12 protein-coding genes are annotated in these 13,541 nt (G+C 37.7%); 5 read left to right on the top strand and 7 right to left on the bottom strand.

The genetic code is table 11. The features are described from left to right. Positions 1-69 precede the first annotated feature (69 nt). The gene (locus tag NOX80_RS17070; RefSeq protein WP_256551020.1) at positions 70-1,065 is read left to right on the top strand and encodes a glycosyltransferase family 2 protein; all 996 of its coding nucleotides are present in this window, start codon (positions 70-72) and stop codon (positions 1,063-1,065) included. 82 nt (positions 1,066-1,147) lie between these two features. Here the strand turns inward: NOX80_RS17070 and NOX80_RS17065 are convergent, their stop codons facing one another. Genes NOX80_RS17065 through NOX80_RS17030 form a run of 7 tightly spaced genes read right to left on the bottom strand, consistent with a single transcriptional unit; the run spans position 1,148 to position 8,866 of the window. Beyond that, on the bottom strand, positions 1,148-2,155 hold the full coding sequence (locus NOX80_RS17065; RefSeq protein ID WP_256551019.1) for a glycosyltransferase family 2 protein: 1,008 nt from the start codon (positions 2,153-2,155) through the stop codon (positions 1,148-1,150). Between the two features lie 18 nt (positions 2,156-2,173). After that, positions 2,174-3,361, bottom strand: a complete 1,188-nt coding sequence (locus tag NOX80_RS17060; RefSeq protein ID WP_256551018.1) for a glycosyltransferase family 4 protein — start codon at positions 3,359-3,361, stop codon at positions 2,174-2,176. Between the two features lie 3 nt (positions 3,362-3,364). Then, entirely contained in the window at positions 3,365-4,363 is a 999-nt protein-coding gene (locus tag NOX80_RS17055; RefSeq protein ID WP_256551017.1) for a hypothetical protein, read from the bottom strand. Between the two features lie 55 nt (positions 4,364-4,418). Then, positions 4,419-5,195, bottom strand: a complete 777-nt coding sequence (locus NOX80_RS17050) for a glycosyltransferase family 2 protein (RefSeq protein WP_256551016.1) — start codon at positions 5,193-5,195, stop codon at positions 4,419-4,421. 7 nt (positions 5,196-5,202) lie between these two features. Next, positions 5,203-6,090: a glycosyltransferase family 2 protein gene (locus NOX80_RS17045; RefSeq protein WP_256551015.1), complete on the bottom strand. Its 888-nt coding sequence runs from the start codon at positions 6,088-6,090 to the stop codon at positions 5,203-5,205. A 59-nt stretch (positions 6,091-6,149) separates the two neighbouring features. Further along, entirely contained in the window at positions 6,150-8,045 is a 1,896-nt protein-coding gene (locus NOX80_RS18645) for a glycosyltransferase (RefSeq protein ID WP_371926060.1), read from the bottom strand. A 5-nt stretch (positions 8,046-8,050) separates the two neighbouring features. Continuing rightward, a complete protein-coding gene (locus NOX80_RS17030; protein ID WP_256553033.1) occupies positions 8,051-8,866 on the bottom strand; it encodes a 2,3,4,5-tetrahydropyridine-2,6-dicarboxylate N-succinyltransferase in 816 nt (271 codons plus the stop codon). A gap of 132 nt (positions 8,867-8,998) precedes the next feature. On the opposite strand from NOX80_RS17030, the gene NOX80_RS17025 reads away from it, so the two are divergent. The 4 genes from NOX80_RS17025 to NOX80_RS17010 all read left to right on the top strand — a co-directional run bounded on the left by NOX80_RS17025 (position 8,999) and on the right by NOX80_RS17010 (position 13,534). Then, the gene (locus tag NOX80_RS17025) at positions 8,999-10,018 is read left to right on the top strand and encodes a quinone-dependent dihydroorotate dehydrogenase (protein ID WP_256551014.1); all 1,020 of its coding nucleotides are present in this window, start codon (positions 8,999-9,001) and stop codon (positions 10,016-10,018) included. Between the two features lie 176 nt (positions 10,019-10,194). After that, a complete protein-coding gene (locus NOX80_RS17020; protein WP_256551013.1) occupies positions 10,195-11,058 on the top strand; it encodes a hydroxymethylglutaryl-CoA lyase in 864 nt (287 codons plus the stop codon). A gap of 127 nt (positions 11,059-11,185) precedes the next feature. Then, on the top strand, positions 11,186-12,301 hold the full coding sequence (locus tag NOX80_RS17015; RefSeq protein ID WP_256551012.1) for a DUF4856 domain-containing protein: 1,116 nt from the start codon (positions 11,186-11,188) through the stop codon (positions 12,299-12,301). Between the two features lie 105 nt (positions 12,302-12,406). Next, on the top strand, positions 12,407-13,534 hold the full coding sequence (locus NOX80_RS17010) for an imelysin family protein (RefSeq protein ID WP_256551011.1): 1,128 nt from the start codon (positions 12,407-12,409) through the stop codon (positions 13,532-13,534). The last annotated feature ends 7 nt before the right edge of the window (positions 13,535-13,541 follow it).

The raw sequence follows: 13,541 nt of genomic DNA, 5'->3' as shown, positions 1-13,541 counted from the left end.
AAGCAATCTAACCGTATTTGGTCGGAATAAGATGACAGTCGATAGAATCGGGTTAGAAAATAATTACGTATGAAACAGGGTAGAAGTCAGGAAGAAATAATTGCGGGTTGGAACGGACAGGATCTTAACAGTCCTTTAGTGAGCATTTTGTGTGATGCCTTTAAGCATGAGGCTTATTTGCGGGATGCATTGGAAGGATTTTTAAGTCAGATTACAACTTTTCCGTTCGAAATTATTGTCCATGAAGATGCTTCTCCTGACGGAACTCCGGCTGTTTTAAGAGAATTTGAAAGCAAATATCCGTTATTGATAAAACCGATTTATCAGACGGAAAATCAATATTCAAAAATAGGAACCCGTGGTATATGGGGTGAAAATACGTTTCCGTTAGCCAAAGGGAAATACATTGCACTTTGTGAAGGAGACGATTATTGGATTGATCCGAATAAATTGCAAAAACAGGTCGACTTTTTAGAAACGAATCCGGATTATGTGATTACCTGGACTGATTTTTTAAACCGAAAAGGGGAAGAGTTGGTTCCGAATGACTTTAAAGAGACACTACCGGCAGTGTATACGATCGATTTTAATAGTATTTTCGTTCCGTATTGTACCTATACTTTAACCAGTTTGTTCCGAAGAACTGCGGTTAATCCGGCCGATTTTAAAAACTTTCAATATTTAAAAGATAATACGTTGTACGGATTGGTCTTATGTCACGGAAAAGGAGCTTTCCTGAATTTTCAGGGTGGTGTATACCGTTGGCATGCCGGAGGAATTTATTCGCTTAAATCGGCTTTTTTCCAACGCTATTCGTCGTATCTGAATGTAAAAGAGATTTACGAAAAAGTGCCGCAATCCCGAACACAAAATATGAAAAATGTGTTGCAATCGCTATTAAAGGATGCTGCTTTTGAAGCCTTAAAACTACACGAAAATAAAGAAGAATACCAAAAAGAACCGCAACAGGTGGTGCAAACCTTTCTAAAAGAAGCTTCTTTTAAAATGCGGATGAAATTCTGGAGACGCTATATCAAGATGAAATACTTCGGTATGAAATATTGATAGAGAGAATAAAGAAAAAAGAATAGAGAAGAAAGAAGAAAGAGAAAAGAGCGAAGACAATCATTTTATCTTCGCTCTTTTTTTATAAAGCTTTTAGCATAATCAGGAGACGATCGAACCAGCGTACTTTTTGAAAAACCGGTTTCCCTTCGTTACGCAGGTATTTTAAAAGCGTTTTATTAAATTCTTTTGATTTTCGAATAGTACGAACCGCAATCTGGTTGACTTGTTTTTCCAGTATCTTTTGATTTAAAGTTCCGGATGCGCGACTAATTTCGATTAATTTTTGAGCGGCTTTAACGGTATTCATAACCGCTTCGGCCGATAAGCCCCGTTTAAAATCCAATGCATTCAGGTAGCCTTCAATATTGGAGTCGTTGGCGGCTATTCCGAAATGGAACTGTAATTGAGCCAATCGGATATTGCGAAGTGATCGGTTTACATTGTCAATTTTTGTCTGACTGATGTTGGTATTATGCCAACGATAATCAAGTAAAGATTCCGGGAGATTGGCAAGTACCGTAAAAGCACTGATTCGATCCCATAATTCGTAATCTTCAATCGGAACAAAATCATTGTCAAATCGGAAATCTTTTAGTGCTGCTTTTCGAAGCATTATCGTTGGATTCCCAATCGGATTATAAAATAAAAAATCGGTTTTAATATCAATATGCTCAGTAGGTAACGAGATTAATTTTCGCTTTCCGTCGGGCTTAAATAGCGTGTAAAAAGTTCCGCAAACACCAATTTCAGGATGTGTACGTAAAAATTCCAACTGTTTCGTAAAACGATTCGGTTTTGAAATATCATCGGCATCCATTAAGGCGATAAATTCACCGGTAGATAACGAAAATCCTTCATTTCGTAATCGGGCCGGACCTACATTTTCTACTTTGTCAACAAAAACAATACGGGAATCCGATGCAGCATTTTTTTCAATAATGGCTTTACTGTTATCCGTTGATTTGTCATTTAAAATGATCAATTGAAAATCTGTGAAATCCTGATTTAAGATGCTGTCAATTGTTTCCTGAAGGTATTTTTCGGCATTATAAACCGGCATTACAACAGATAAAATAGGTTGGCTCATATTTTTTAAACTAAAGGATTAGGAATGATTACGGATTACGGTTTCATAATAAGCGAGTGTTTCAGTCATCATTTTTTCGATACTAAAACCATCTGTTATTGTTTTTCGTGCTTTTTGTGCCAGGGAATCGGCCAATATTTTGTCGTTGAAAATAGCAGAAACAGCCGTTACAAAATCGGAATCATTTTCGCAAATATAGCCATTCTCACCGGATGTGATAATTTCCCTGAAGGAATCCAGATTTGACGTTACCACAGGTTTACTTAAAGCCATTGCTTCTAAAAGTGCAAGACTGAAATTTTCGCCTTTTGACGGAAACAGAATCACATTGGCACTGCTCAGTAATCGGATAATATTTTCTTTGGACTGATAACCGTGAAAAAGAACTTTATCAGTTAGAGATTGCGATTGAATATCTTTCTCCAGTATGCTTTTATAAGGTGTTTCCCGACCAATATAATGTAAGGTTGCTAACGGAAATTTCTCGGCTAAATGTGTAAATGCCCGGAATGCGGTATCTGCGCCTTTTTCAACCGAAACATTTCCGATATAGAAAATAGAAAAAGGAATTGTCGTAACTGTAGGATCCTGTTGAAACTCTTGTATGTTGATACCGTTATAAATAAGTTTGAATTTCGGAACACCGAATAATTCCCGGTTAACCTGCTCTGAAAAACGGGATACGGCAATAACATTTTCAGCCTTTTTAAAAGCTTCTCTTTCACAGTGTTTTCGTCCGGATTCTACTTTGTAACCAAAATATTTTTCCAGTACCGAAAACGACCCGTGACAACGTACCACATAAGGGATTTTTTTGCCTAAGAATAAGCTGAGGCCTTCAAAATCATGACATTCGATAATGTCGATAGCCAGATTGTTTTTTTGAATGTAGGCGAATAATCGCGCATTGATATCTTGTTTTTCTTTTTCGTGCAGCTTAAAATGATACGGCAATAATGCCGGGATCTTTTGCGTAACGGATCTCAGAAGATTGTATACAAAATTGCGTTTGAATAAACTTTTAGTATAATGTACCTGAACGCCTTCATCTTCAAAATCAATATTAGTTTTATTAACTCCGAAAACATATACTTTATGTCCTTGTCTGACCAATTCTTTAGCCAATAAAGTATCAAAGTTACCGGTTCCGCCACAAGGAGGAAGTAGCGGATGCTTGTATTCCCGCGTTAGGATTAAAACATTCATAGTTTATTTTTGGAGGTTAAAAATCGTACTAACCCAATTATCCAGTGTATATTGATTGTAAATTGCTTCCGGAACAGGTTCGTAATCGGTGGCTAGAAATTCCGGGGTAATTACAGGATTATCACGATCTATAATTAGAATATTATTGGGATTGTAAAAAGGATAATTGACAATTGTTTTATTGTCGGTTATCAGTTTTTTCTGCATTCCCATCGCTTCAAAAACGCGGAAACTCAGGCCGGTTTGGTTGTTTTGTACAATATCAAGAATAATTTCGGCTTCAGAATAAAGCTTTAATAACTGTTTCAATCGGATTTTTTTCGACTGAAACAAAAGTTGCTTGTTAGTTTTGGCACCGGCTTCAGCTTTAAAATTATACTTGAATTTTTTAAAGTTGATATTACGGCTGACAAAGATAAAATGAAACGGAGCTTTCATTTGTTCCAATTGGTTCGCGATCGTATTGTAGATCGGGAAGCGTTTGTCAAACGATGATATTGTTGTGATTTTATAAGGTGGCTTTTCGGCCGGAATCGGCTTTTTGTCAAAATAAATATAATTGTTCATTTTGATGAAGTTATGCGCTTTGGCATCTTGTTCATCAAACGAAAAAACTTCATCAAAAAGACCTGCATTTAACAGATGATCCACCGGACAACGATGTAAGCTATCATATAAATAAGCAATGTATTTTTTGGTATGTTGTTTAATCAACTGATGGTATTTCAATTCGATAACATCAGGATTGATTACAAGAATAATATCGTGTTGTCCGTTTTTTTCTAGTTCCGACAAGATATGTTCCTGTTTCTTTTTGGTTTTAAGATTAATACCCAGAAATATTTTCGAAAATACATTAATCACCCGGGAGATTAAATTGGCATGCTTATATCCTCCCAAATTAATATGATAGGCATCAATACCTTTTTGCTGTAGCAATTTGATGATGTATTTGTCGTAGTGCCAATTGTCGAAACTAATCAAACAAATCTTCTGTTTCATTTTAAATTATAATATTAATGGGAGAGGTGTTATTAATAATAACCGTTATAACGAGTTAAATATTTTGTTTTTGGTTAAATTTTAACGATTTATAGGTGTGATGAACACTTAAGGCTTGTAGATAAGAAATAATGAGTCCGTTTTTTCCGTCCAGAATACCCAATCGAATAAAAAAAGCTTTGATAAATTTAAAAATAGTTTTCAGGTAATGGGTAAAAAAATTATAACGTTTCCCTTTCTGAAAAAGTTCTTTCCCTTTCAGTACGCCGTAACTAATCATCTTTTTCTTATAGATTGCATAATTATCATACGAATAGTGGAGCAACTTATTTTCAAGTATTCCTACAGTTCCGTCTACTTTTAGTGTTTCATGAACCAGTTTTTCCGGAATATAATGCGCCTTGTCTTTTTTGAAAAGGCGGAAATTTTTATCGGTTTGTGTTCCTGAAAAATGAATCGCTTTACCGGCAAAAAAGAACTTTCTTACAAAATAGTAAGCGTCTTTTGTTTCCGGTTTTTGTAGTTCGGCAATGATTTCAGCCTTTAAAGGCGGTGTAATTCTTTCATCGGCATCCAGAAATAAAACCCAGTTATACTTGGCTAAATCAAGTGCAAGATTACGTTGCGAAGTAAAGTCTACAAATTTGTTTTGTATCACTTTTACTTTCGGATAGGTATTGGCAATTGCCACGGTATTATCGGTGCTATAGGAATCCACTATGATAATTTCGTCAACGAAGTCCAGGCATTCGATTACTTCCCGGATATTTTTTTCTTCGTTAAAGGTAATTATCAGTCCGCTGATTTTAACTGGGCTGGGTTGCGGTGTCATATAGGTTTTAACTTCGTTTTACAATTACGTAATTGCGGTATTCAAATAATCGTTTGCCGGTCAGATCTTCAACAAGTGCTAAAAATCGTCTTCTGAAATTCAATTTTAGCCCCATTTTAGTCGGATCAAAAGAAAATTTCCAGTTGCTGCGATTTACTCTTTCCTGAAATACTTGCGGATGAGTTCCTTTAAATTTCAGTAATCGTTCGGCATTACCGTAATCGAATTCATAATCTTCATTGTATGTTGTATCGATCCATTCATCATCGTTACTGTAAAAACGTCCGGTATTTTTAACTTTCGTTTTTAATCCGCTCGGCGCTTTTACCCAACCGTAGTGATAAATATAAGGGGCAATGTGTTTTACTTTTAATTTTCGACCTTCAAAACGGAATCCTTGTGCATCCTTATACGATTCCATTCCCGGAAGATTACGGATAATACGGATTTCTCTGCGGTACCATCTGCGGGAATGAGCATAAAAATCGTAAGAACCGTAGAAGTGTGTATAGTTAAATAATAATCCTTCAATATTCGGGTCTTTAAGAGATAATTCCATCTCTTTTCTGATCGTATCCAGGTATTTTTCATGAACACATTCATCACCCTGAATATAAAATGCCCAGTCTACATCGGGACTGATCGCTTTAAAAGCTTTATCGGTTTCCAATGCAAAAGTACGGCCGCCTTCACGTACGGTATCATCCCAAACGGTTTCAATAATTTTGATTTTCGGAGAATCAATACTTTTAATAAGCTCCAATGTGGTGTCGGTAGAATTTCCGTGTGCTACGACAAATTCATCACAGATAGGCAATATGGAAGTAATTGCTTCTACGATTGAGTAATCGTTTTGAACGGCATTGCGGATAAAGGTAAAACCGGCGACTTTCATAGGGTTATGGATTTATATATTATTTATATTGTCTTAAAAATAAGAAGGTTTTGTTTTTTTTACAAAGCTTTATACAATGCCATGATCTTTTTTGCGATCCTGTCATCGTTAAATTTCTGTACAAACATATAACCTTTTTCTGTTATCTCATCTCTTAAATTCGGATCACGCAGCAATAATTCAATTTTTGCCTGTATATCGGTACTGTCGGTCGGGTCTACATATAGACTATCCGGTCCGCCGGCTTCAGGGAAAACGCCCGAATTAGTTGTAATTACAGGTGTTCGTGAATATAAAGCTTCGATAATCGGAATGCCGAATCCTTCAAATAAGGACGGATAAATAAAAACGGTAGCCAATTGGTACACAATAGCGAGTTCCCGGCTGTTAAGTCCTTTTAAAAAGGTTACTTTATCCTCCATTTTGTGATCGCTGATATGTTGTTTTACCGTTTGCGTATAGGAAGTTTCGCCTCCTATAATAATAAGATGGGTATCGATATGCTGAACCGCCTTTACAACAGCCAGCACATTTTTACGGATTTCTACAGTGCCGACATTTAATACAAACTGATCCGGAAGGTTATATTTTTCGATAACCGCTTTTTTTTCCTGATCGGTAAAGGTTTCTTTAAAAACGTTCTGACATCCCTGATAGATTACGTCTATTTTAGATTCGGGTATGTTCAGATACTGTATAATGTCTCTTTTTGTCTGTTCGCTGATCGCAATAACCCTGTCGGCATTATGTGCTGCCTTTTTAAATTTATAAAAATGAATTTTCCGATCGAAAAAGGAATAAAATTCAGGATAGCGCATAAAGATCAGATCGTGAATAGTCACCGTACTCTTGATGCCGGCTTTTTTCAATCCTGAAGGTAATTCCCCGGAAAGGCCGTGAAAAAGTTGTACTTTATCTTTTTTCAGGTCGGAAACAATAGTGCGTTGTCGCCAGATGTTATAAAACTTCCGGTTAAACCAGCCCGTTGGTTGTTTCTCTGAAATCGACTCCGATTCGATAGTGAAAAGTGGTTTTTTCGCTGGTTTCGGATTGTATAATAAATACTGATTTTCGGGGTAAAAACGCGATAGAATCCGTACCAGATCCCGACTGTAATTACCTAATCCGGTTTTATTGTGAAAAACGCGTTTTGCCTCATAACCGATAATCATGTTTCGGTTATCGGAATTGTCGTTTTGATATAACTGTTGTAGGTAAACATAGCGCATATAAACATGTTGTGACATGATTCTGGCTAACGATATGCCTTGCGAACCGTTTAAAAATCCCAGTTCTATAACGTAATGTTTAAAAAAACGAAAAGCCGGTTTAACATAAAAATGAAAGGCACTCGGCTTTCGGTTTTTACGATAGAGTTCCTGAGCGCGCAGTTGCGAATATTGCAGCCTTTTACCCAGAAAATCCGCTTTGTTTTTAAACGAATAATGGTGAATAATCTCTTGTAAGTTGGCCGTTTTTCCGTCAACAATAAGTTGCTCGTGTACCAGTTTATCCGAATAACGGCATTTGGATTTACGGAACAAGCGAATTGCCCTATCCTGATTTTGCCCGCCGTAGAACATCGGTTTTTCGGAATAATAAAACGTACGTTTTACCCAAAAGGCAACCTCTTCCGGATTGGAAGCAACCCGTTCCTTAATTTCCCGGATACCGTTTTCCGTAACCCTTTCATCTGCATCAAAAAAAGTAATCCAGTCGTTTGAAGCTAAATCGATAGCAAAATTACGCTGACTGGAAAAGTCGTCAAACGGACGTTGTACAATACGAACATGAGGAAATTCATTCCGGATAATATCCAGAGTAGTATCGTTGCTAAAGGAATCAACAACAATGATTTCGTCCGCGAAAGACATATTCCGGAGGTATTCCCGAATATTGTCTTCCTCGTTCAGAATAATGGCTAACGCCGATATTTTTGGATTATTAATGCTCATTAAAATTAAATGGCAACGTCATACTCACGTAAGGCGTCGTTCAGGGACGTTTTTAAATCTGTTGACGGTTTGCGTTTCCCGATAATCAAAGCGCATGGCACCTGATATTCACCGGCCGCAAATTTTTTGGTATAGCTTCCCGGAATCACTACAGAACGAGCCGGAACAATACCTTTCATTTCTACCGGAGTATCGCCGGTAACGTCAATGATTTTAGTCGATGCCGTTAAACATACATTGGCACCCAATACTGCTTCTTTTTCAACGCGAACACCTTCAACAACAATACATCTTGAACCGATAAAAGCACCGTCTTCAATGATAACGGGAGCAGCCTGTAACGGCTCCAGTACACCACCGATTCCGACACCGCCACTCAAGTGAACGTTTTTCCCGATCTGGGCACAACTACCTACAGTAGCCCAGGTGTCGACCATAGTTCCTTCATCTACATAAGCTCCGATATTTACATAACTCGGCATTAAAATCACACCGGCAGAGATATAAGCACCATGACGCGCTACAGCATTCGGAACCACACGGATACCTTTTTCAGCATATCCTCTTTTTAAAGGCATTTTGTCGTGATATTCAAAAATTCCTGCCTCAAGCGTTTCCATTTTCTGAATAGGAAAATACATTACTACGGCTTTTTTAACCCATTCGTTTACCTGCCATCCGTCAACAGTTGGCTCAGCCACTCTTAATTTTCCGGCATCCAGTAATTCAATAACTTCCCGAATAGCATTTGTTGTTTTTTCTTCCTGTAATAATGCACGGTTTTCCCATGCTTGCTCTATTATTGGCTGTAAGGCATTCATATAAAAATCGATTTTTAGCAAATATAATCCCATTTTTTTAAAAAGGAATAGAAAATAGCAGAATTTGGGGCGGTTTATGCTTTTCGAAACACCATATATTTTCCTATTTTTGCAGCACAACACAACACACTTATGTACAAATCAATTATCAGACCGATCCTGTTCCGTTTTGACCCGGAAAAGATTCACCATTTTACTTTTGCATCCATTCGTTTCTTACATAAGATCCCGGGAATGCCTTCTTTGTTAAATGCTATTTATGAAGAAAAAGACCCGCGACTGGAACGTGAAGTTTTCGGATTGCGATTTAAAAATCCGGTAGGATTGGCCGCCGGATTGGATAAAGATGCCAAATTATACAAGGAACTTTCCAATCTGGGTTTCGGTTTTATTGAAATCGGAACGCTAACGCCAAAAGGACAGGAAGGAAATCCGAAAAAACGCTTGTTTCGTTTAAAGGAGGATAGTGCATTGATCAACCGAATGGGGTTTAATAACGGCGGTGTTATTGAAGCCGTAGAACGTCTGAAAAAGAATAACGGTGTACTAATAGGAGGAAACATCGGGAAAAATAAAAATACACCGAATGAAGAGGCGACTAAAGATTATGAAATCTGCTTTGACGCCTTATATGATTATGTCGATTATTTTGTCGTAAATGTGAGTTCTCCGAATACGCCTAATTTAAGAGCGCTTCAGGATAAAGAACCGTTAACTCAGCTATTACAGACCTTACAGTATAAGAATCAGGGAAAACCAAAACAAAAACCGATACTTTTAAAAATCGCACCGGATCTGACCGATGAGCAATTACTCGATATCATTGCGATTGTAAATGAGACCCGAATTGCCGGTGTTATCGCCACAAATACAACCATTTCAAGAGAGGGATTGGCATCCGAAAATAAAAAAGAAACCGGCGGATTATCCGGAAAACCACTCACAAAACGTTCGACGGAAGTAATTCGTTTCCTTTCCGAAAAAAGTAATAAAGCGTTCCCGATTATCGGTGTAGGCGGAATTCACTCGGCCGAAGATGCAATCGAAAAACTGGAAGCCGGAGCGAGTCTGATACAACTTTATACCGGATTTATTTATGAAGGACCGGGCTTGATAAAGGCGATTAATAAAAAAATACTGGCGGGAAAATAAGGCGAAAGCTATTCTTACACGAAACATAAAAATTGTTAAACTTTACAGTATTATAAAAAAGGGAACGGGATAACTGTCTGAAAGCGATGTTTTTGCGTGAATAAGGCGTTTTAAACCGTGTAGGGCTTTGTTTGTATATTTGAAAGTTATGAACTTTAGCTTATCTTTGAAACATTATGGAACAAGTTAAAATCATAGAGTGTCCCCGCGATGCCATGCAAGGTATCAAGGCGTTTATTCCTACAGAAAAGAAAGTGCAATACATTCAATCCTTATTGCGTGTAGGATTTGATACGATTGATTTTGGCAGTTTTGTTTCCGTTAAAGCGATTCCGCAAATGCAGGATACTTCGGAAGTATTGGCACAATTGGATTTGTCACAAACCAAAAGCAAATTACTGGCTATTATTGCCAATACTATGGGGGCAGAAAATGCATCCCGTCATCCGGAAATCAAATATTTGGGATTCCCGTTTTCGATATCGGAGAATTTCCAGATGCGGAATACCCATAAAACCATAGCAGAATCCCTTGTAACGCTACAGGAAATTCTGGACATTGCACATGCAACCGATAAAGAAGTGGTAGCTTATTTGTCGATGGGATTCGGTAATCCATACGGAGATCCGTGGAATGTTGAGATTGTTGGGGAATGGACGGAACGATTGGCGAATATGGGCGTTAAGATATTGTCGTTATCCGATACGATCGGTTCTTCAACTCCGGAAGTTATTTCCTATTTGTTTTCCAACCTGATTCCGAAATATCCGAATGTTGAGTTCGGAGCACATCTGCATACAACACCGGACAGATGGTTTGAAAAAGTAGATGCGGCTTATAAAGCAGGTTGCCGTCGTTTTGACGGAGCTATCCAGGGATTCGGCGGTTGTCCTATGGCTAAAGATGATTTAACCGGGAATATGCCAACCGAAAAAATGCTTTCCTATTTTACTACACAAAAAGCCGATACCGGATTAAGTCCGATGAGTTTTGAAAGTGCCTATAACGAAGCACTGAAAATCTTCACGGTTTATCATTAATTAAAAAACGTACTATTTAATTGTCCGCCATGTGTCTATTCTTGACCATGCGTAGAAAAGTGTCTTCTTAAGAATGATTATTACTTTTGATTTCAATAGTTTATAATCGATCTTAATAAGAATTAATATGCATTTTAGAAAAATTACAGCTGCCGCTTTAATCGCGTCGGTCTTCACGGTATCGTGTTCTGATGATTCCAATGACACTCCACAACAACCAATTGCAATTCAGGTTCATGCTGATCCGGCTCAGGCCGTAACAAGGGTGAAAATGCTGGTTGAGTTTGATGCTTATTCAAAAGATAAAGCACTGTATCCGCTTGATAAAGTAAAAATCAAAGGGATGTTTACAAATAGCGGAAATCCGTTTTCGGATGCTGCTTTAAATACTTCCGGAGCTTCACTAAAGGAGAAAACAGCTGAAAATGCAAAGCCGGAGTTTGATCTTTTTTTTACCGAAATGGGTAATGTGGCCGCTGCTTATCAGATTCCGGCGGCTAAAGGTGTAAAAGGATCCTATACAACAGCTTCTTCAGCCCGATTGTTTAATGAAAAAGGGCTTGAAATCAATCAGGCGATTATCAAAGGATTAATGGGAGCCGTTTTACTGGATCAGACGTTGAATTACTGTTTGAATCCCGCGGTTTTAAACGCTGCGGCAAATCAGCAGGAAGCGCAACAATTATGGGAGGAAGGGTATAATTACATCTTCGGATATAAAGGACCGAACAATAACAAAAAATACTTCTGGGAAAGCTATTTGAATACCGTTAACGGGAATGCCAACTTTTCAGGAATTACGCAGGCGGTTACTGATGCTTATGAACAAGGAAAAGCAGCTATTATAGCAGGGAATAAAATAGAACGGGATAAGCAGATAAACATCATAAAAGAAAAATTATCGAAAGTCGGTGCTATTCGTGCGGTATATTATCTGAATAAATCAAAAGGTAAATTATCGGGAACAACTACTATTACCGGTGATCTTGCTGCTGCATTTCACGGCTTGTCTGAAGCTTACGGATTTATAAGCGGATTGGCTTATACGAATAACCCGGCCACGGGACAACCTTATCTGACAAAAACAAGAGTCGAGGAAGTACTGACTTCATTTTTAGGCGGTAACGATGGATTTTGGGATGCTAATTATACCGCAGATCAAATTGATTCCATTTCTCAGACAATTGCAACAGCATTTGGATTTACAATTGAGCAGGCTATAGCACAGGCGGGAAGCCATTAATGTTTAAAAAGAGTCCTGAATTCGGGACTCTTTTCATTTTAAAAACATTGGGAAGAATATCCTTTTATGATATGATTCTTTGTAAAATTTTAATGTAATTATTTAATGAAAAAAATAGGATTATTACTGACAGTAGTATCGCAACTAGTGTGTTCTTGTGATTTTGATAATTCTGATAGTGAGGTTGTTGTTGATAAATATGACAGGAAAGCAATATTATTGAATTGGGCTGATAATAACATTATGCCTTCTTTTCAGCATTATAAAACACAATTAGAAAACTTGAAAAGTGCCTCAGATGATTTTATTGCAACACCCGATATGATGCTGCTCGAAGAAGTAAGACAAAAATGGCTGGAAGCATATAAAACCTATCAATATATTTCGATGTTTACTATCGGAAAAGCCGATGAAATACAACTCAGTAAGTATTCGAATACCTATCCGACGGCAACAGGACAAATTGAAGCAAAAATCGATTCGGGTAATTTTGATCTGAACGGAGCCTCTTTTGATGTTGTTCAGGGCTTTCCGGCTTTGGATTATATGTTATTCGGATTGGGAGAGAATGAAGATGCGATTCTGGAGCGATATACTACGAATGCGAATGCCGACAACTATAAAGGTTATCTGAATGCACTTGTAAACCGATTGGCTTTATTGTTTAATACAGTTTATGATGACTGGCAATCCGGATTCAAGGCTACCTTTATTCAAAAAAGTGATAATACGGCCTCCGGAAGTGTAAACCGTATGGTCAATGCGTATATTCATTTTTATGAAAAAGACATTCGGACTGCAAAAATAGGTTATCCGGCCGGTAAATTTTCGACCGAAACCTATCCGGATAAGGTGGAAGCCTATTACAGTAAAAAATATTCGAAAGAGCTGCTTTTGGAAGCGATCATAGCGGCGCAAAACTTCTTTGAAGGCAAGCATTTTAACGGAAATGAAAGCGGACCTTCGTTGAAAAGTTATCTGGATTATCTGGATATAAAAGGAAAGAGTGAGGAGTCAGGGATTTTATTAAGTAAACTGATTAGTAATCAATTCTATAAATCACACTATATAGCAGATTTGCTATTACCGGATTTAAGCCGACAGATTACCATAGATAATACAAAGATGACAGCCACTTTTAATGCTTTACAGCGTAATGTTGCCTATATGAAATCGGATATGACATCAGCGATGAGTATCGCGATCGATTACGCAGACACCGACGGCGATTAATACGACA

The sequence above is a fragment of the Flavobacterium cerinum genome (genome assembly GCF_024496085.1).
Lineage (GTDB): Bacteria > Bacteroidota > Bacteroidia > Flavobacteriales > Flavobacteriaceae > Flavobacterium > Flavobacterium cerinum_A.
This window is presented reverse-complemented; position numbering and strand designations above follow the sequence as displayed.

Excerpts from the sequence above, each read along its gene's own strand:
- NOX80_RS17070 (WP_256551020.1), top strand. The coding sequence starts at position 70 with ATGAAACAGGGTAGAAGTCAGGAAGAAATAATTGCGGGTTGGAACGGA.
- NOX80_RS17065 (WP_256551019.1), bottom strand. The coding sequence starts at position 2,155 with ATGAGCCAACCTATTTTATCTGTTGTAATGCCGGTTTATAATGCCGAA.
- NOX80_RS17060 (WP_256551018.1), bottom strand. The coding sequence starts at position 3,361 with ATGAATGTTTTAATCCTAACGCGGGAATACAAGCATCCGCTACTTCCT.
- NOX80_RS17055 (WP_256551017.1), bottom strand. The coding sequence starts at position 4,363 with ATGAAACAGAAGATTTGTTTGATTAGTTTCGACAATTGGCACTACGAC.
- NOX80_RS17050 (WP_256551016.1), bottom strand. The coding sequence starts at position 5,195 with ATGACACCGCAACCCAGCCCAGTTAAAATCAGCGGACTGATAATTACC.
- NOX80_RS17045 (WP_256551015.1), bottom strand. The coding sequence starts at position 6,090 with ATGAAAGTCGCCGGTTTTACCTTTATCCGCAATGCCGTTCAAAACGAT.
- NOX80_RS18645 (WP_371926060.1), bottom strand. The coding sequence starts at position 8,045 with ATGAGCATTAATAATCCAAAAATATCGGCGTTAGCCATTATTCTGAAC.
- NOX80_RS17030 (WP_256553033.1), bottom strand. The coding sequence starts at position 8,866 with ATGAATGCCTTACAGCCAATAATAGAGCAAGCATGGGAAAACCGTGCA.
- NOX80_RS17025 (WP_256551014.1), top strand. The coding sequence starts at position 8,999 with ATGTACAAATCAATTATCAGACCGATCCTGTTCCGTTTTGACCCGGAA.
- NOX80_RS17020 (WP_256551013.1), top strand. The coding sequence starts at position 10,195 with ATGGAACAAGTTAAAATCATAGAGTGTCCCCGCGATGCCATGCAAGGT.
- NOX80_RS17015 (WP_256551012.1), top strand. The coding sequence starts at position 11,186 with ATGCATTTTAGAAAAATTACAGCTGCCGCTTTAATCGCGTCGGTCTTC.
- NOX80_RS17010 (WP_256551011.1), top strand. The coding sequence starts at position 12,407 with ATGAAAAAAATAGGATTATTACTGACAGTAGTATCGCAACTAGTGTGT.